At 46.6% G+C, this 19,398-nt stretch carries 16 protein-coding genes and 3 pseudogenes; 15 read left to right on the top strand and 4 right to left on the bottom strand.

Translation table 11 applies throughout. From position 1 onward, the window contains the following. The first annotated feature begins 26 nt into the window (after positions 1 to 26). The 6 genes from INE92_RS17435 to INE92_RS17460 all read left to right on the top strand — a co-directional run bounded on the left by INE92_RS17435 (position 27) and on the right by INE92_RS17460 (position 10,616). Positions 27 to 1,385, top strand: coding sequence for an IPT/TIG domain-containing protein (locus INE92_RS17435; protein WP_195436751.1), 1,359 nt, complete (start codon positions 27 to 29; stop codon positions 1,383 to 1,385). Between the two features lie 85 nt (positions 1,386 to 1,470). After that, positions 1,471 to 2,757, top strand: coding sequence for a glycoside hydrolase family 16 protein (locus INE92_RS17440; RefSeq protein ID WP_195436752.1), 1,287 nt, complete (start codon positions 1,471 to 1,473; stop codon positions 2,755 to 2,757). Between the two features lie 37 nt (positions 2,758 to 2,794). Beyond that, a complete protein-coding gene (locus INE92_RS17445) occupies positions 2,795 to 4,990 on the top strand; it encodes a glycoside hydrolase family 3 N-terminal domain-containing protein (RefSeq protein WP_195436753.1) in 2,196 nt (731 codons plus the stop codon). 29 nt (positions 4,991 to 5,019) lie between these two features. Next, a complete protein-coding gene (locus INE92_RS17450; protein ID WP_195436754.1) occupies positions 5,020 to 6,951 on the top strand; it encodes an FAD-dependent oxidoreductase in 1,932 nt (643 codons plus the stop codon). 50 nt (positions 6,952 to 7,001) lie between these two features. Further along, positions 7,002 to 9,188: an alpha-galactosidase gene (locus INE92_RS17455; protein WP_195436755.1), complete on the top strand. Its 2,187-nt coding sequence runs from the start codon at positions 7,002 to 7,004 to the stop codon at positions 9,186 to 9,188. A gap of 144 nt (positions 9,189 to 9,332) precedes the next feature. Continuing rightward, on the top strand, positions 9,333 to 10,616 hold the full coding sequence (locus tag INE92_RS17460; RefSeq protein WP_195436756.1) for an acetylxylan esterase: 1,284 nt from the start codon (positions 9,333 to 9,335) through the stop codon (positions 10,614 to 10,616). Here INE92_RS17460 and INE92_RS17465 read toward each other — a convergent pair. After that, positions 10,616 to 10,831 (bottom strand): annotated as a pseudogene (locus tag INE92_RS17465) (diadenylate cyclase); the annotation flags it as partial. The gene INE92_RS17460 and the pseudogene INE92_RS17465 sit on opposite strands and share 1 nt — an antisense overlap. Between INE92_RS17465 and INE92_RS17470 the strand changes: the two are divergent. The 3 genes and pseudogenes from INE92_RS17470 to INE92_RS17480 form a co-directional block, all read left to right on the top strand. After that, positions 10,831 to 11,115: pseudogene (locus tag INE92_RS17470) on the top strand (fimbrillin family protein); the annotation flags it as partial. The pseudogenes INE92_RS17465 and INE92_RS17470 overlap by 1 nt on opposite strands. A gap of 227 nt (positions 11,116 to 11,342) precedes the next feature. Next, a complete protein-coding gene (locus INE92_RS17475; protein WP_195436757.1) occupies positions 11,343 to 11,837 on the top strand; it encodes a DUF2589 domain-containing protein in 495 nt (164 codons plus the stop codon). Further along, a pseudogene (locus tag INE92_RS17480) lies at positions 11,794 to 12,105 on the top strand (helix-turn-helix domain-containing protein); the annotation flags it as partial. The gene INE92_RS17475 and the pseudogene INE92_RS17480, both read left to right, overlap by 44 nt. A 142-nt stretch (positions 12,106 to 12,247) precedes the next feature. On the opposite strand, the gene INE92_RS26960 reads toward INE92_RS17480, so the two are convergent. From INE92_RS26960 to yfcE, 3 genes are all read right to left on the bottom strand, one after another. Next, positions 12,248 to 12,709, bottom strand: a complete 462-nt coding sequence (locus INE92_RS26960) for a site-specific integrase (protein ID WP_229097082.1) — start codon at positions 12,707 to 12,709, stop codon at positions 12,248 to 12,250. Further along, positions 12,706 to 13,293 carry a phage integrase SAM-like domain and Arm DNA-binding domain-containing protein gene (locus INE92_RS26965; RefSeq protein ID WP_229097084.1) on the bottom strand — a complete coding sequence of 196 codons (588 nt, stop codon included), beginning with the start codon at positions 13,291 to 13,293 and terminating at the stop codon, positions 12,706 to 12,708. The genes INE92_RS26960 and INE92_RS26965 overlap by 4 nt, the downstream gene beginning before the upstream one ends. A 1,262-nt stretch (positions 13,294 to 14,555) precedes the next feature. Continuing rightward, on the bottom strand, positions 14,556 to 15,095 hold the full coding sequence (gene yfcE / locus INE92_RS17490) for a phosphodiesterase (protein ID WP_212702071.1): 540 nt from the start codon (positions 15,093 to 15,095) through the stop codon (positions 14,556 to 14,558). Between the two features lie 285 nt (positions 15,096 to 15,380). Here yfcE and INE92_RS17495 point away from each other — a divergent pair, with 285 nt between their 5' ends. The 6 genes from INE92_RS17495 to INE92_RS17520 all read left to right on the top strand — a co-directional run bounded on the left by INE92_RS17495 (position 15,381) and on the right by INE92_RS17520 (position 19,390). Beyond that, the gene (locus INE92_RS17495) at positions 15,381 to 16,316 is read left to right on the top strand and encodes an amidoligase family protein (protein ID WP_005680110.1); all 936 of its coding nucleotides are present in this window, start codon (positions 15,381 to 15,383) and stop codon (positions 16,314 to 16,316) included. Beyond that, positions 16,313 to 16,540 (top strand): hypothetical protein, encoded by a 228-nt coding sequence (locus INE92_RS17500; RefSeq protein WP_004309901.1) that lies wholly within the window; start codon positions 16,313 to 16,315, stop codon positions 16,538 to 16,540. Before INE92_RS17495 ends, INE92_RS17500 begins: the two co-directional genes overlap by 4 nt. A gap of 250 nt (positions 16,541 to 16,790) precedes the next feature. After that, positions 16,791 to 17,570 carry a ParA family protein gene (locus tag INE92_RS17505; RefSeq protein WP_211421205.1) on the top strand — a complete coding sequence of 260 codons (780 nt, stop codon included), beginning with the start codon at positions 16,791 to 16,793 and terminating at the stop codon, positions 17,568 to 17,570. Positions 17,571 to 17,581: 11 nt separating this feature from the next. After that, a complete protein-coding gene (locus tag INE92_RS17510) occupies positions 17,582 to 17,995 on the top strand; it encodes a DUF3408 domain-containing protein (RefSeq protein WP_008643638.1) in 414 nt (137 codons plus the stop codon). Positions 17,996 to 17,999: 4 nt separating this feature from the next. Then, complete coding sequence (locus tag INE92_RS17515; protein ID WP_008643639.1) at positions 18,000 to 18,752, top strand: hypothetical protein; 753 nt, start codon at positions 18,000 to 18,002, stop codon at positions 18,750 to 18,752. A gap of 371 nt (positions 18,753 to 19,123) precedes the next feature. Further along, the gene (locus INE92_RS17520; RefSeq protein ID WP_085931613.1) at positions 19,124 to 19,390 is read left to right on the top strand and encodes a DUF4134 domain-containing protein; all 267 of its coding nucleotides are present in this window, start codon (positions 19,124 to 19,126) and stop codon (positions 19,388 to 19,390) included. The last annotated feature ends 8 nt before the right edge of the window (positions 19,391 to 19,398 follow it).

The raw sequence follows: 19,398 nt of genomic DNA on the forward strand, positions 1-19,398 counted from the left end.
TTCACTAACTTGAATGAAATTATACCATGAATAGAATAGCATACATCATCACTGCTGCCGTACTGCTTCTCCTGACCGGATGTAGCAACAGTGATGAACAGATCATCAACCCCGGTCTTCCGAAAAAAGGATTGCCAGAGGGCGTGTCTTTCGAGAGTTTTTCCCCGGATCGTGCCAAAGTGGGTGATCTCATCACTGTAAGCGGGAGCGGTTTCGGAAACGATCTTTCCAACGTCACGGTGGAACTGAACTACCGCCAGGCACAAATTGAGACAGTGAGCGATAATACGATTACTTTCCTTGTGCCGGAAAATACAACCAACAGCGGATCGCTACGCATCAAGCTGCTTGATAAAGAGGTAAACTACGTGTTTGAAAACAAATTCAAACTACGCCGCTTTATGAAAGGAAGAAATGTGAGCACATTGGGACAAGTAAATGCAGAATTTAACAGTGACTATATGCTCTATCATCCGCAGGAAAAGATGTTTATATTGCAATGCCCGTGGCGAGCCAATGTACTGTTTAAAGACGGAGTCTCTTATCAAGAACCAAAGGAAAATAGAGGTAGCAGTTTCAAAATGCAACCATCTATCAGTCCCGATGGGGAAATTATCTATCAAGCCGTAGATAATTTAAATGGCGGGAGTTGGGCGGCAGCTATCGTTATGTTTAAACGAGAAGATGGTTTCAAGAAAGAATACATTTGCCAACCTTTTAAGCAAAGTGATAAAAAAATCTTTCATGGTATCGTATCAGTGGCCGTAAATCCAAAAGACGGGGAATTGTTCTTCTATACATATAAAAATTATGCGGCTATCTACCGCTGGGATCGGAAGACACAAGATATTACAAAGCAATTTGATCCACAGATATTAAAGTCAAGTGGAACATATGACAGTTCCGGTATTCTCAGACTCAAATTCTCAAAAGATGGCAGCAAATTATACCTGAGCTATCCCAAAAATGGAGGAGAGATTTGGGTGTCGGACTATGATTCCTCCACTAAAACATTGAGTCAGGACAAAAAACTGACAGGCAACGCGGCAGAAGCAGGCGACTTTGCCGATGGCAAACTCTCCACAGCAGCTTTCCGCGGCATCGGAGGTGTGGATACGGACAGTCAAGGAAATATCTATGTATGCGACTCTTACAACCATTGTATCCGCAAAATAGATACAGATGGTAACGTAACGACCTACGCAGGTCGTCCCGGCATTGCGGGGAGCAATAACGGAGAAGTCGGCAAAGCTACTTTCAACACTCCAATCGACATAGCTGTGGAAGAGGTGGATGGAAAGGTGATACTCTATGTCCTTGACAAAGAAACAAAAAGGATACGAAAGATAGAGGATGTGGAAGAAGAGGTTGACGTTGAAGATTGAGCGATAAAGTAATACATATAATTTATATTAAAAGTAGCTGCTCAGCCTATATACGGTTGAGCAGCTACACAAAACGAAAATGGAAATGAGGAAGATTTTTTGTATGCCTGTTTTCTGGCTTTTTATATCCACCTCTGTTTATGCAAGCTGCTCTTCGGAGGAAATGACTCCTGATAATGGTGACGGGGAAAAAACGGGGGAGACTTCGCAAGAATGGAAAGAAGTATGGTCGGATGATTTCAATTATAGTAATTCTACTTTGGATAGTTACTGGAATGCAGATAATGGAGCCGCCGGCCACATAGATTGCAGCCGTTGGCGGGAGAATGTGACTGTTGCCGATGGATTTCTCTATTTGAACAACAAGAAAGAGAATAAAGGAGGCAAGCAATGGACAAGCGGCAGTATTTGGACAAAGAAGAAATTCAAGTACGGACGGTTTGAGTGTCGTTATAAATATGCCAATGCTACGGGTGTGAACAATTCATTTTGGATATTCTTGCAGAATGTGTTTGAAATTGATATCAACGAGGGAAAGTATCCCAATAACATCGACATGGCCGTACATGACTGGGCTACAAAGATTGAATACGCCGATGGAACAACAGGACATCCCACCTTTCCGGAGAGATACCTGGCTGGAGATACGAAGAAAACGAAACCCGGCTATTCATTCCCGTTGGAAAAGAGTATCAGAACCAGAAAGATACGCCTTGTCTCCGAAGAAAACAACCATTTCCAGCTCAAAGAGCTACGGGTATTTCCACCTTCAGACAAAGAATATCCTGCACCGCTGAGCGATACACAGCAGCAAGCCTCTTCGCTGACCAATTATGCAAAGAGCGCTAAGGTGGCGGCCAGCGGCTGCCTGCAAGGAAGCGGTGACCAAGTCCGTCCATACGATGAGGTAAAGCCTGAGAACGCCATAGACGGAACCATCAAAACGGCATGGATTACACAAACGATAGGTGTAAAGCAGCTTATTTTGGAATGGGATGAGGATATAAATGTGGGGTGCATCCAGTTGGTCAACGGTTGGATAGACGGAAAAGGGGAATGGCAATCTCTGGTTCCTTCTTTCAAGATAGAATATTGGGATGGAAAAGATTGGGTGAAGGCTGTGGATTACAACTACACGCCTACAGTGGATTTGAGCAAGGATTTCCATACGTATGCCTTGGAGTGGAGTAAGGAAGAGTTGATATGGTTCTTCGATGGTAAGGAGATCCGCCGCTATCCCAACAAATATTGCCATAAGGAAGCAGCTGTCTATCTGAGTGGGGCTATAGCCGATTGGGTAGGTACTGTGACAGACCAAATAGATGGAACGAGCATGATTGTGGATTGGGTAAAAGTCTACCAGAAACAGTAGATTCAATCTGTATAACCGAAACAACGATGAAAAACAGATGAATAGAACAATAATAATAGGAACAGTGGCCTTGCTCACGGCTCTGTCTCCACAAACCCTTTGGGCGCAAATATACAAAGACAGGCATGCCCCCATAGAAGAACGTGTAGAAGATCTGCTGTCGTGCATGACACTGGAAGAAAAGGTCCTCCAATTGCACCAGCGTACCATTGGGAAGAACAAGAACTCGAACAATATAGGTGAGAAAATAAAAGACATACCGGCAGGAATCGGATCGTTGATTTACTATGAGGACTGGCCTGAAGTGCGCAATGACATGCAAAAGAAGGCCATGGAAGAATCACGGTTGGGCATTCCCATCGTTTTCGGTTATGATGCCATCCACGGCTATCGGACCATCTATCCTATTCCGCTGGCTCAAGCTTGTGCTTGGAATCCCTCCCTTGCCGAAAAGGCATGTGCCGTCAGTGCACGCGAGGCACGCATGTCGGGTGTGGACTGGACCTTCTCACCCATGATAGACGTGGCACGCGACCCGCGCTGGGGACGTGTGGCCGAAGGGTACGGTGAAGACCCTTATACAAACGGCGTGTTTGCCGCCGCCTCTGTGAGAGGTTACCAAGGCAATAAGATGGATAGTAAGGAAAACGTAGCGGCTTGCCTGAAACACTACGTTGGCTACGGGGCTTCCGAAGCCGGACGGGATTATGTCTATACGGAGATTTCCCGGCAAACGTTATGGGACACCTATCTGCCTCCCTATGAAATGGGAGTGAAGGCCGGTGCGGCCACTGTGATGAGTGCTTTCAATGACATCAGCGGCACACCTGCCACAGCACATCCTTACGCCTTGAAGGAGATTCTGAAAGGACAATGGGCATTCGACGGAGTGATAGTTTCTGACTGGGCCGCCGTGAAACAGCTCGTCCCGCAGGGCTTCGCCTCATCGCTGAAGGAGGCTTCCCTAAAATCCATCCGGGCAGGACTGGATATCGACATGGTTTCCGAAGGCTATCTCAATCATCTGGCCGAATTGGTGAAAGAGGGGAGCGTACCGATGGAGGAGGTGGACGAAGCTGTACGTCGCGTGCTCCGTCTGAAGTTCAGGCTCGGGCTTTTCGAGCGTCCGTATACGCCGGAAAGCAGCGAAAGCGAGCGTTTTCTGCGGCCCCAGGATGTAGCCATAGCAGAACGACTGGCAGAGGAGTCAATGGTGTTGCTAAAGAACAAGGATAACATATTGCCACTGACTGCCGGCAAACGGATTGCGCTGATAGGCCCCATGGCCAAGGAGCAGGAGGCATTGCTCGGATCTTGGAAGGGACAAGGGAAAGCGGAAGACGTGACCAGCATTTGGGAGGGGATGAGGAAAGAAATCGGCGAACCCGATAGTCTGCTCCTGTATGCCAAAGGCTGCGACTTCGAGAAGGAAGATGAAAGTGGCTTTGCAGAGGCAAGGGCTGTAGCCGGGAAAGCCGACATCGTGGTGCTCTGCTTAGGCGAGAAACGCTCATGGAGCGGAGAGAACGCCTCGCGTTCCACCATCGCCCTGCCCAACATACAAGAACGGCTGGCAGAGGAGATGCAAAAGACTGGCAAGCCGATAGTATTGTTGCTCTCGAACGGCAGGCCGCTGGAGCTGTGCCGCATCGAGCCGCTGTGCGATGCCATCCTCGAAATCTGGCAGCCGGGAATAGCAGGAGGACGGCCTGTAGCAGGTATCCTCACCGGGCGCATCAATCCATCGGGCAAGCTGGCGATGACCTTTCCATACTCCACGGGGCAGATTCCCGTCTACTATAACCGCAGGGGCAGTGCACGCCGACATCAGGGCTTCTATCAGGACATTACCAGCAATCCGCTCTACTCGTTCGGATACGGACTGAGCTATACGACATTCGAATATGGCACTCCACGTGCAACGGCTACGACCATAGGTAAGGACGGAACCGTTACCGTAGGGGTGGAGGTAACCAATACCGGCCAGTATGATGGTACGGAAACTGTGCACTGGTACGTGTCCGATCCCTATTGCTCCATTACCCGCCCGCTGAAAGAATTGAAGTATTTTGAAAAGCAGTTGATCAAAGCGGGTGAGACAAGGAAATTCCATTTCCACATAGATCCTCTGCGCGATTTGGGCTATGTTGACGGCAGCGGAAAGCGGTTCGTCGAATCCGGAGAATATGTCATCTCCGTAGGGAAAGAACAAATTAAAATAGAAGTAAAGTAAAATGGCAAACCAAACTTGACAGAAAATTCATGAACAGAAAACATATAGTGGCAATAGCTCTTTTATTAGGAACGGGCACGCTGTCCGCACAGCCTCAGGTAGCTGTTTCATCGGCGCAGGGTGCACAGGTATTCGTGGAAGCCGAGAACTTCGACAATAAGGGCGGATGGAAAGTAGATCAGCAGTTTATGGATCAGATGGGGTCTCCCTATCTGTTGGCACACGGCATGGGAGTGCGGGTGAAGGATGCACGGACAAAAGTCCGCTTTCCTATGGCAGGAACTTATTATGCCTACGTGCGCACTTACAACTGGACATCACCTTGGAGTGCGGTAAGAGGACCCGGGAAATTCCGCTTATCGGTAGATGGAAGGAGGCTGGAAACCACTTTGGGCGATACCGGCAGCTGCTGGATGTGGCAGGAGGCAGGAAAGGTTACGGTCGAAGCAAAAGAGGTGACTCTTGCACTGCACGATCTGACAGGCTTTGATGGCCGGTGTGATGCCCTCTACTTTACTACCAGGAAAGGAGAGTTACCCCCGTCGGACGGGGAGGAACTCGCTGTTTTCCGGCATCGGGTGCTGCAGCTGCCCGACACTCCGCCTTTGGCCGGGAAGTACGACTTTGTAGTAGTGGGTGGAGGAGTGGCCGGCATGAGTGCAGCCCTTTCCGCAGCCCGTTTGGGGTGCAAGGTGGCACTCATTAACGACCGTCCGGTATTGGGTGGCAATAACAGCTCCGAAATACGTGTACACTTGGGAGGACGCATCGAGAACGAACCTTATCCGGCATTGGGAGGACTGCAAAAGGAGTTCGGCCCGTCCAAACCGGGCAATGCACAGCCTGCCGGGAATTATGAGGACGACAAGAAAATGGAAATAATCCGGAAAGAGAAGAACATAGACCTCTTCCTGAACTACCGGGGCATTGCGGTTGGCATGGAAGGGAAATGTATCCGGAACGTAACGGCCAAGCACATTGAAACAGGTAAAGAGCTGCGCTTCGAAGCACCTCTTTTTGCCGATTGTACGGGTGATGGAAGCATAGGCTATTTGGCCGGTGCAGACTGGCGCATGGGACGTGAGGCACGTAATGAGTTCGGCGAAGAACTGGCACCGGAAAAAGCCGACCAAAAGGTATTGGGCAGTTCTGTGCAGTGGTATTCGGTAGAAGAGCAGCAGCCCAGCACCTTTCCCGAGTTTAGCTATGGTATCAAGTTCGACGAGCATAATGCCGAACGGGTGAAGATGGGTGAATGGACTTGGGAGACAGGTATGCAGCAGAACCCAATAACAAACTTTGAACGCATCAGGGACTATGGGATGCTGGTGGTCTATTCCAACTGGAGTTTCCTGAAAAACCATCTGAAAGAGAATGGGGAATATCGGAACCGTCGTCTCGGATGGGTTGCCTATATTGCAGGAAAGCGGGAATCGCGGCGGTTGATGGGCGATTACGTGCTGAAAGAAGATGATCTGCTAAAGAATACGTTCCATGAAGATGCTTCTTTCACCACCACTTGGAGCATAGACCTGCATCGTGAAGATCCTGATAACAGTCGGAAATTCCCGGGACAGGAATTCAAGGCCGTTACCACACACATCTTGATTTATCCTTATGCAGTACCATACCGTTGCCTTTATTCGCGTAATGTCAACAACCTGTTTATGGCCGGACGGAACATCAGTGTCACACACGTGGCACTTGGCACTGTCCGTGTAATGCGTACCACAGGCATGATGGGTGAAGTGGTAGGCATGGCGGCATCATTATGCAAGCGGTTCGGAGAAACACCGCGCGGCATCTACCAACGTCATCTCAATGATTTGAAAGTCTTGATGCAGGAAGGTGTAGGAGACAAAAACAAGTCCAACAACCAACACTATAATGAGGGTGGGAAGTTGATGGAGAAGCCTAAAATAATACAAGGAAAGAAAGATCCTGATGCCATTATCTTATAGTATCAGGTGATAAGAACACTTATTAAAATTTGAAATAAAAATAAAAGAAAATGAGCAAGATAAAAAGTATCCTTACAGTGATGGCATTGATGCCCTGTTGCGCCTTTGCCGAAAGTTTTTTGATTTCCACGCCTAATACCTCCTTGGTTTTGGAAGGTGAAAAGGAAGCCGGACTGACCATTGCCTATTATGGCGAAAGACTAACGGATAGCGAAGTGACACAAGTAGGTAATTCCGGGGGAGACCTGCACTCGCAAGCCTATCCCGCATTTGGCTTCGGATACAATCCGGAATCGGCATTGTCTGTGCTTCACCCCAATGGTGAACTGGCTCTGCAATTGGTACTCAAAAGCTGCCAACGGATCGATGAAAAAGATTATGAGCTTGTGACATTTGTTTTGAAAGATAAAAAGCATCCTTTTCAAGTAGAACTCAAATACAAGGCATACAAGAAGAATGATGTCATTGAAATGTGGAGTGAACTGTCGCACGGGTGGAAGAAACCGGTCGTACTGAAGCGAATGGATTCTGCACACCTGCCCTTTAAAAGCAGTGATGCATGGTTGTCACACTTGTATGGCAATTGGGGCAATGAAGGTATTGTACAAGACGAGCCTTTGACCACAGGCATGAAAGTAATCAAAAATCGCGATGGCGTGCGTAATGCACACCTCTCCCATGCGGAAGTGATGATCTCGTTGGACGGAAAAGCGCACGAAAAAAACGGGCGTGTCATTGGAGCCGCGTTATGCTGGTCTGGGAATTACCAATTGCGTATTGATTGCGTGAAACCTCACGAATACGATTTTTTTGCAGGCATTGACAATGAGAATGCAGATTATACATTAAAGCCCCAAGAAATATTCATCACGCCGGAATTGGCTGTTACTTATAGTACGCAAGGCATAGGTGGAGCGAGTCGTACTTTCCACCGTTGGGGACGTGACACACACTTGGCTCATGGAAACCAGCTGAGAGACATCTTGCTAAATAGTTGGGAAGGTGTCTACCTGAATGTGGACGAAGGAAAGATGAAGGGCATGATACGTGATATTGCTGCATTGGGCGGTGAACTGTTTGTGATGGACGACGGATGGTTTGGAAACAAGTACAAGCGCAATGAAGACAATGCCGCATTGGGCGATTGGATAGTGGATCGCGAAAAGCTACCCAATGGGATTGCTCCGTTACTGGAAGAGGCTAAGAGAAACAATATTAAATTCGGTATTTGGATTGAGCCGGAGTGTGTGAACACAACCAGTGAGTTATTTGAAAAGCACCCGGACTGGATTATCTGTCCTGAAGGCCGAACGCCGGAATACGGACGGGGGGGAACCCAACTCATACTGGATTTATCGAATCCCGATGTCCAGAATTTTGTATTCGGAGTGGTAGACAACCTGAAAACGGAATTCCCGCAACTATCCTATATCAAATGGGATATGAACACCCCACTTAGCAGTTTCGGTTCATACTACTTGTCTGATAAAGAGCAATCGCACCTTTACATCGCTTACCACAAGGGATTGAGGAACGTCTTGGAACGCATCCGCAGCAAATACCCGGATTTGGTGATGCAAGACTGTGCCAGTGGCGGAGGACGGGTCAACTACGGTCTTCTTCCTTATTTTGATGAATATTGGACGAGCGACAACACTGATGCCCTACAACGTATCTATATGCAATGGGGTAATTCTTATTTCTTCCCGGCTATTGCCATGGGATCACACGTCAGCGCATCGCCAAACCATCAGACGGGACGGAGCATTCCTCTCAAATTTCGCTTCGATGTGGCAATGTCCGCCCGTTTAGGAATGGAAATGCAGCCCAAAGACATGAGCGAGAGTGAAAGGACTTTTTCGCGTAAAGCCATTGAAACATACAAGCAAATCCGTCCTTTGGTGCAGTTTGGCGATTTATACCGGCTGATTTCTCCTTATTCTGACCAAGGGGTTTCATCGCTGATGTATTGCTCGGAGGATAAAAGCGAAGCTGTATTTTTTGCTTATAAACTTAAGCATTTTGTAGCCCAACCTATTCCGACATTCAGAATGGATGGATTAAATCCCGATGCAAACTATCGCATCACAGAACTGAATGCCGCTGAAAACAGCAAGTCAATTTTGGCAGAGGGAAAAACTTTTAGCGGTAAATTCCTAATGGGACAGGGTGTGGAAATTCCTATGTGGAAAGAAGAATATGCAAGTCGTGTGCTTAAAATAGAGCAAGTCAACTGACCGTTACTTGGGACTTCTTGACTATAATAACTATGCATTATATTAATTTGAAAGTGCTGAGTTTACTGTTTGCAACTTCCGTCGACTTCTCCTGGTGGCTTGGTTACTTTTATAATATAAACAAATTATGATATCTACTTATTTATGAAAAAGAAGTTGTTTTTCTTGTGTTTGCTTTTGGGAATGTCGGTCATTTGCGAACAAGTGTCGGCGCAATTGTCCCGAAGGTTAGTGAATGTGCTTGTCTCACCGAATTGCACGGATTGGAAGTGCAAGGCAGATGAGGAGGTGAAGTTTAAGGTACAGGTCTTCAAAAACGAGAACCTGTTGAAGGATGTTGTCGTGGACTATGAGTTAGGCCCGGAATGCTACCCGACGGTAGTGAAGAAGGATGTCCGTTTGAAAAGCGGGGAGACGGTGCTGAAGGCGAAGATGGACAGGCCGGGATTCCTGCGCTGCAAAGTGACGGCAAAGGTGGACGGACGATGGTATGAGGGAATGGCCACAGTCGGGGTGGATGAGACGGAGATTCGCCCGACAACAGCCAATCCTGAGGATTTTGATACCTTTTGGACCGATGCGATTGCCGAAGCCCGCAAGCAACCGCTTTACCCTAAGATGACTCTGTTGCCGGAAAGATGCACTTCCACACAGAATGTCTATCATGTCAGTTTCCAGAACGAACGTTACGGTTCACGTATATACGGCATCCTGACCGTCCCGAAGAAACCGGGCAAGTATCCGGCAATCCTTCAGGTGCCCGGAGCCGGCATACGCCCTTACTGGGGCGGCAATTTCGGAGAGAATATCATCACATTGGAAATAGGAATACACGGCATCCCTGTGACATTGCCTCAGGAGGTCTATAACAGTCTCTCTTCGGGAGCGTTGAGGGGCTATTTCGCGATGAGCAAGAATAACCGTGATACACATTACTACAAGCGGGTCTATCTCGGTTGCGTGCGGGCTGTGGACTTCATCTATACTCTGCCGGAGTTTGACGGGAATACGGTCGGCGTGACCGGTGGAAGCCAGGGAGGTGCCTTGTCCATTGTCACTGCCGCTTTGGATAAGCGCATTAAGTTTCTGGCTGCTTTCTATCCGGCTTTGTGCGATTATGCCGGGGATCTGCACAAACGTGCGGGAGGCTGGCCGCATTACTTCCGTCATGCACAGCCTGTGGCAAACGAAGTGGAAACACTTGCCTACTTCGATGTCGTGAACTTTGCCCGCAGGGTGAACGCTCCGGGGTGGTACAGCTGGGGATACAATGATACGACTTGTTCGCCGACTTCCATGTATTCGGCCTATAATGTCATTCCGGGAGTGAAGAGTTTGCATCTTTACCTTGAGACCGGCCACTGGACATATCCTGAACAGGATGCAGAGCGTACTGAATGGCTGAAAGGCAAATGCAAAAAGCAATAAAGGCTCTCCAGTTCTTCGGCACTCAGTTTCAGGTGGAACTGCCCTTTATAAGCAACTGAAATAGCACCTGTCTCTTCGGACATGATGATGGCATGGGCATCTGACACTTGTGAGATGCCCATTGCTGCACGGTGCCGCAAGCCGAGTTCCTTAGGTATATCGAGATTATGTGAAACAGGCAATATACAGCCTGCTGCTTTAATGCGATGCTTGCTGCTATGCCATTGGCAACGTAACCAGTACAGGTAGTAGCACTGGCAATGTACATATCGGCGGCTTTTTGGGAGATAACTATACCACCGTGACCACCTGCTATTGGAAGAACAATCATGAACAAGGTATCGGCTACAATAAGAAAAGCACCAAAGCCACGAAGGTGGACGGCACTGACGTTACCTGGCAGAAAGCCGTTGATGCCATGAACACCGCCTTGCAGAACGCAGGTTCAGAGTGGCGTTACGAACTTACCGGAGCATTGCCCACCTTGAGGAAGCAGTAAGCCGTCGGGCGGAAAAAGTTCCGCCCGCAACGGAAAGAACCGAAGTATAACCCCAATAAAGAAAGGAGGACGTGATGGAACACACGGAGAATCCACCATATTGGTTTTGGCATCAAGGCATTGTCAATAATAATATAGACTCCAGTGTAAATATGGAAGCTGTAAGCCAGACATTGTCAAAATTGGTGCTCATTAAAGACAACAAATCAAGTAATTAAATTAAAAACATGGGACTTTTTCACAGAGGCAAGAAAAATAATGACGATGAGCCGGACAGTGTTCAAACCAATTCATTCTCTGATATTATGAATGGTTTGCAGTACGCCGTAAACTGTGCACAAGATACATTACAGAATCATCAGATACAAAATCTGACCAGACTTTTTGAAGGAACAAATGCAAATAACGCAAATACGTTCCAATCAAAAAAAATCATGGTTGGAGACAAGACTATTGATATTCCACTTATAGCCTTGATATCCCATCATTATCTTGCAATGGATAATGTGCAGATAAAGTTCAAGGCGAAAGTCGGAAGCGTGGAATCACAGATCCCGGAAAACAACTTGCTGTTATCCAGTCCGCACAGAGCCAATCTCCAGATGCAGATGAGCAACATAAAACCGGATGCGGATGATGTCATGGAGGTTTGCGTCAATTTTAAGGTTCAGGAGACTCCGGAGAGCATTACTGATATACACATGGCCGGGCAACGTGCGTGAGCTTCGGCAGAAGATAATGGGAGCCGTATTACAGGCGCAGGAAGGTGTGGTCACGAAAGAGCATCTGGAACTTGCCGTGACGAAACTGACCTCACCTGTCAGCTTCGCCCTGCGCAATGACGCGGAGGATAAGGAGCGGATATTGCGTGCGTTAAAACAGACAAACGGCAACCGGAGTGCCGCCGTCGAACTGCTTGGAATAAGCAGAACAACTCTATATGGCAAACTTGAAGAATATGGATTGAAATATAAATTCAGGCAACCATAGCCGATTTTGTTGAATTTGACTATCTGCAAAGGTTTGTTATTCAAAAAATAATATTACCTTTGCATTTAGGAAAAGCGTTCTTTTGAATTACTGCAAAACGAGGTAAAACACAGAATTTCGCTGGTTTCTAAATCGTTACCTATTAAGCCGAGATATTTTGTAAGCTATTGAATTTTAGCAAGAAAGGAAATCCTTTATGTCTTCTCGTGTGGAATGTCACGTTCTTCTTTACACCTGACTTATCAGCCCAGTTCTTGAGACTGATGCAGAGATTGCTTGCATTGGGCAGCCCTCCAAAGACAAGATCATCCGGCGTGCAGCCATTATGTTTCGGCAACCATTTTACCGCTTGGGACGAAAGGGGGATATAAACGGGATTTGTGGTCTTTGTCATTACTACAGACACGAGCCATTGCCCGTCTGATGTGGAGATGTCACGCCAACGCAATTTCCGTATGTCACTGATACGAAGTCCGCAAAAACAGGAAAACAGGTATGCTCGCCGTACCTGCTCGTTAAAGAATGGCGTGGCTATCATTTTCTTTATCTCCTCGATGGTCAGAAAATCCCGTTTGCTTTCGGGAACTTTGATTTTCTCGGTCATCTCCACAGTTTGTACCAAGGATTTGATTCAATCAGTCTCTCACGCACAGCCTCGTTCAAAGCGGTACGCAAAGTGGTATAATAGGAATGAGCCGTCTTGGGAGTAACCTGTTTTCCCCATGCGGTCTTGCAGGAAGAGCGAAGCCAGTCGATATAATCAAGATAGAATTGTCTGTCCACATCACAGAGCCTGACATCTGCACGGAATTTCAGCAGGTTCTTGCGGGCGTTGTCGATTCCGTTCAGGTCGCGTGCTCCCCGGTGTTCGTGGTTCTTGCGGACAATGGCCATCCAGTCGGACAGCAGCATATCGGAAGATTTGCTTTCCGGTACTGTTTCCACCTTCGCATTGAGCAGGGCTTCTGTCCGTTCTCGCTGAATATCTTCCGCCTTGCGAAGTGTCTGCGCATTTTGCCGCCTTGCTTTGGCAGATGTTTCCGGCATGAGATAGAGTTGCAGAAACTCGTACTCATGCCCGCCGTCTACGCTACGGTCAAGAAACAGGGATAAACGTCCGTCCGCCAGTTTACGGTGACGTAACTTGAACGGAGATTTCTCTATTAATGATTTCTTTTTCCTTCCCATTGTATATCAATGATTTATATCCATATACAAAGGTGACAAATAATCCGAATATAAGTATCGTTTTAGGTAACAAAAACGGCGAATAATAAAGATTTTAAGGAATACAACAGAAATCATCATTACTTAATAACACATTGATAATTAATATTTATATAGATTTTATTTGTTTTTAATTTCCCTTCATTTCAATACATTGGCTAATGGGCAATGTTTCTGGTAAAAATATGTTCTTTTGTTATAATGCCACTTCAATTTTATCACAATGCTTTAAAGGTTTAAAGTAAGGAATTTACTTTATGGAAATATCTGAAAGGAAAATGAAATGTGTGAAGACCGAATCTTAGAAAAAACATGCAAAGAGGAGGAATTATCAGGCGGAAAGTATAAATAAAGGCTCTGGAAAATTAGTTTACCTAAGCTCTGCTTTGATAATGTTGTTTTGAATTTGTGTGATTACTAACTGTCTATATAAGGATTTTACTATTTAATTTAGATTTCGGATCTTACATGAATAGATGTTTTATAATGTATGAATATCGCAGAATTTATTATTTGAGTTATTGTTCTTGTATTTGTTAAAGGATAAACATTTATCAATATTCCTCAGATACATATATTGTATCTTCCATAAAATGGTATCTTTTCTTGTTCTCTATCCGCTGTGTAAGTATAATGATGTTCTGCATCAATTAAAGAAAATATTATTGGAGATATAAATACCTAGCACGGATGATAGAAGTGAAATATATCAATAGCTTTATTATTATTTGAAAAGCGATCTTCGGAACTTTATTACTGACGGTTTAATGGCTTTCGCCGTTAAACCGTATGGTTTTCGTTTAACGAAAACACAACTTGCTGTCCCCTCTACGGGGACAACGTTTTTAAGTAGAACTGTAGATTGCCCCGACTGGTGCCTCCCTCCCGATGGCAACCTCTCCCGATTTCGGTCTGCTTCTTCAGGAAAGTTGGCGTTTTTTACCAATATTCCGGAGGCGGAATAGGCTGTAGCTTCCTGTAATAGTAGAGCATTCTACGATTATCCGACACATCAGATGGCTTCTTTTTCGTGATAATTGAATATTCAGAGAACTGAATATTTTGATAATCGGATAATCCGAATACTATTATATCTGTAGTCTCTTGGAATGTTACACAGTGACAACTGAATAATTGGCGTTTTGGATATTGCTATATTTGTATAATGGATAAGCAATTATAAAAGGCTACAATTATAATAGGCTGTTATTATACATTCCCCATCAGAGAGAAAGTTCCTTGAGCCTGCTGCCGTCCAGCCGGTGAACGGATACCGTACCGTCACAGTAAATAGCAAATGTCGGCACGTTTCCATCCTTCGGGAAAGTGATGGAGCCGGTATTGCAGACCGCTGTATGCTCAGTCCGTTCAAGTTTCCACCGGTGGGTGTGACCATAAAAAAGACAATCGAACCTTCCCTTCGGCAGTCTGTCCTCATTGTAGATATGTCCGTGGGTGAGAAAGAAACGTTTTCCATTATCCACCAACAGGGTGTAATCGGACAGGATGGGAAAGTCCAGCAGCATCTGGTCCACCTCCGAATCACAGTTTCCACGGATGGCGACAATCTCACCGGCCATCGCATTGAGACGTTCTGCGATCCCTTTCGGGTCAAGTCCTTGAGGTATCCCGTTCCGGGGACCATAATTCAGGATATCTCCCAAAATACAAAGCATTCCGCATTGCTGCTCCCTGTAAAATGCCAGCACTTGTTCCAGTGCCGGTAACGAGCCATGTATGTCGGACACAATCAGGTATTTCATCATAATCTATTCGTTACGGGTTAAGTTTTCAATGCACAAAAATAAGCATAATTATCTAATCTCCCTAACCGGGGAAACGATGAGAAAAAAAGACAGGTTCCCTGAACTGTAGATTGCTGTATTGCTGTCCTTGTAGATTGCTGCAATGTTATAATCGGATACATAAAATAAGGGTATTTAGCCTTAGCTAAACTAAGCTAACAGTCTGACAATAAGGCTTCTAATACTATGACATGTGGGTTTATTATGCTACCTTAGTGGTATAATAATAAAGGATAAAAAGCTATGAACGAACAAGTTAGAAATATCTTAGAACAGAGTACCACCAAGACGAGCAAGATTGAGCAGCTGCTCCGTCTGGGCCTGATGCGCAGGGAAATTGCCGATTTGGTGACACGTGGCAACTATGGTTTTGTATATAATGTTGAGAAGAAAATGCTTGAAAGAGAAGGTGGAGTCTTGCTGAACAGGGCAGCAACCACCCTGATGGATTACACCTTCACCCACAAGTTCGGTATTGAGATTGAAGCCTATAACTGTAATATGGAAAGACTGGCACGCGAATTGAGGGAGGCCGGTATCCATGTTGCCGTTGAGGGTTATAACCACACGACCAGGGATCATTGGAAGCTGGTGACGGACAGCAGCCTGCAGGGAAATAATACTTTCGAGCTGGTCAGCCCGATACTGGTGGGTGAGAATGGCCTGAAAGAGCTGGAAACGGTATGCTGGGTGCTTGACATCTGTAATGCAAAAGTGAATGACAGTTGCGGGTTCCATGTCCATATGGATGCGGCTGGTTTCAATCTGGACACCTGGAAGAATCTGACTTTGACCTACAAGCATCTCGAACACCTGATTGATGCCTTTATGCCAAGGACACGCCGGAACAATACCTACTGCAAAACCCTCTCCGGTGTTTCCGACGAGAGAATCAAATCGGTAAGGACGATAGACGGCCTGCGGGAGGTCTTTAATAATGACCGATACCACAAGGTCAATTTTGAGGCTTATTCTAGGCACCGGACCGTTGAGTTCCGCCAGCATTCCGGTACGACCAATTTCACAAAGATGGAGAATTGGATCCGGTTCTTGAACGGATTAATTACCTTTGCGAAAAGATCCAGCCTTCCCAGCCGGATGACATTGGAGGAGTTACCCTTCCTGGACGGGAAACAGAAATTATTTTTTAAACTTAGAACTAAAAAGTTAGCGGTATGATACAGACTTATCATTTGCTGGATGGCGGTCAGATAACCGCCGCCAGCCCGGAAGAGTTCGTCCGGCTGCTCCGTGAGGGGAGCCGGTTCGACTATGATTGCACGGATCAGGAGTATATGGAGAACTTTGCCCGGCGTTACGGGGAGCTGCATGGCGTGTCAGTTGCCACCGATACCCCTGAACATTTCCTGACGGACTTGCAAGCCGCCGGTTACGTCCGGTAACCGGTATCGCTCCTTTATTATTAGTCCCTGCTTCAAAGATGAGGCAGGGATTTTTCTTTTTTCATTGCAACCTTTCCTGTCTGCCTGACGGCGTTTCCTCCTGTCAATTCCTGACTATCCATGACTATCCGTGACAGGGTATTTCATCTTTTCCCGGCATTCCTTTCTTTTGCAGTGTAGAACGATATACAATTATAAGCATTACAGTTTTACAGCATTATATTTTTATCTGATTATATAAAGAAAGCGTATGAAAAAAGAACCGTTATTAATTGCCTTTGCCAGCCAGAAAGGAGGAGTCGGAAAGTCTGCCTTCACAGTTCTGGTGGCCAGTATCCTTCACTACCAGAAAGGTTTGAAGGTGGGTGTCGTGGATTGCGACTCCCCCCAGCACAGCATCTCCCGGATGCGTGACCGGGACATAGAAAGCGTGCAGGAAAGTGATTTTCTCAAAGTGGCCCTCTACCGGCAGCATGAACAAATCCGGAAACGTTCCTATCCGGTAATCAAAAGCAATCCGGAGAAAGCGATAGAAGACCTGTACCGCTACATCGAAGAGCAGGATGCCGTCTTTGATGTCGTACTGTTCGACCTTCCGGGAACCCTCCGCAGCGAAGGGGTTGTCCATACCATTTCCGCAATAGATTACATTTTCATCCCCCTAAAGGCCGATAATGTCGTCATGCAGAGTTCCCTCCAGTTTGCCGAGGTGGTGGAGGAAGAACTGATTGCCAGGCACAACTGTAACCTGAAAGGCATCTATCTTTTCTGGAACATGGTCGACAAGCGTGAACGGACAGAAAGCTACGGGTCCTGGAACCGTGTCATACAAAAAGCGGAGTTACACCTGCTGGAGTCACGGATACCGGATACCAAACGCTATAACAAGGAGTTGAGCTCCCTGAAGAACAGTATCTTCCGTTCCACACTGTTCCCTCCCGACAACCGCCAGATAAAAGGTTCGGGTCTCTGTGAACTGATAGATGAGTTATGTGCCGTAACACATCTGGATACCACCCATACCTTATAATAAGGGGAATTATGGACAGCGGAAAAAAGAGATTTGACCCCCGGAGCATTGACGAGAAGGCCATATTGGATATTGTCGCCAGGAAAGGGACGATACGACCGGACTCCCCTGCAACGAGTGCATCCCCGAAGCCGGAGGATACGGTAGAGGAGATTGCCGGGAGTAGCGAAGCTCCGGTCTTTACCACCGGGGAAATCGACGCTTACAGGGCGTCCTTCCTGAATACGGTCAGAACCAAATCCCGTAAATCATTGCATATCGATGCCGGCCTGCATCGCCGCATCTCGTCCCTGGTATGGGCGGTAGGACGTGGCGAAGTGACCGTAGCCGGTTTTGTAAACCAGGTGCTGGCACATCATTTCGAAGAGAACGGCGGATTGATAAATGCCGTGCTGGAGAAGTATTACCAATCACTAAAATCATAAGGACATGGAATACCTTTTTATTATCCTGTTCATTTATGCCTCTTACCTGAGTATTGAAAAGTATGTGCATACAGGCAGCATTTTCACATGGAGAGGCAGAAAGGACAGGAAGGAACGTCGGGCTACGCCTGTCACCATCCATCCGGCAGCTTCCTCATCCGAGACGGAAATAATAGGCAAAAGCCGATACCAAATACGACAATCACTGACAATAGATGACAATAGCGGACAGCCTGAATCAGGCATAGAAAAGAGTGATACCTTTACTCCCGAAAAGAAAACAGAGCCGGTTCTCCGAGTGCGCGAACCCCTTGATAAGAATACGAAATTCCCGGAAGTCCCGGCTCCTTTTCAAAAACTGAATTATCCTGAAATTGATTATATGCGGGAGGCCTCTCCTTCTTCCGGTGAAGAAAAAGAGGAGATTCCCGAACGCTACGAGATTACAGGATACGTACAGCGGAGCAATCCCCACCGGGCAACCGGTGTCACCTTTGACGATATGGATATGATTGAGAAAGCAATGGCATCGGACGAACTTACGGAAGCGGAACAGGAACAGGCCCGGCAGACTTTCCAAAAGCTGGAAGGCACGAACATGGAAAGGGTACTGCAGGCGAGCGTCCTGGGAAGCAGCGATAAACTGAAACGCTATATGCGCTTGTATGTGGACCGGGGCGAGCCCCATTTATTGACAGGAAAGAATAGGGACGACATTCTCCGGGAATTTGATATTAGGGAGCATGTGCCCGAATAAATAGAACAAGTAAGGAATATGAGACAGTATTATGATTCCGGTTGATCCGGGCAGGACGAGTTCTTGAGACGTAGTGTATAACCTGTTAGAAAAGAAGATATAGAGATATGAGAGGCTTCTATGATTCCGGTTGATCCTTTCCCTTTACCGGAGCGAACATTAAAAGAGTGATTAACCCCTTAAAAACGGAGGTACCTATGATTGGTTACTATGACTCAGGTTGATTCTAAAAAGACATCGTGGTTGCAAGAGACAAATCCGCAGGAGGGCAACTTCCTGCGGATTGTTTGAAACAAGATTTTTATTCACACTAAAAAATTAGATTGCATATGAAAAGACATTTTAAAAAGACGGTTGCGCTTATCGCATGAATAGCTGTTTCCACCTTGGGTGCCTATGCCGAAGGGGACGGAAGTGCCGGTATAACAAAGGCTACATCCATGCTTACCGGTTATTTTGACCCCGCCACCAAGTTGATATATGCGGCAGGGGCTATTGTGGGGCTGATAGGTGCCATTAAGGTATATTCGAAGTTCAGCAGCGGCGACCCCGACACAGGTAAAACCGCCGGGAGCTGGTTTGGAGCCTGCGTCTTCCTCATCGTCGCGGCGACAGTCCTTCGTTCCTTCTTCCTGTAATATAGCAG

Origin of the sequence: Bacteroides xylanisolvens, from assembly GCF_018289135.1 — a bacterium.
GTDB lineage: Bacteria > Bacteroidota > Bacteroidia > Bacteroidales > Bacteroidaceae > Bacteroides > Bacteroides xylanisolvens.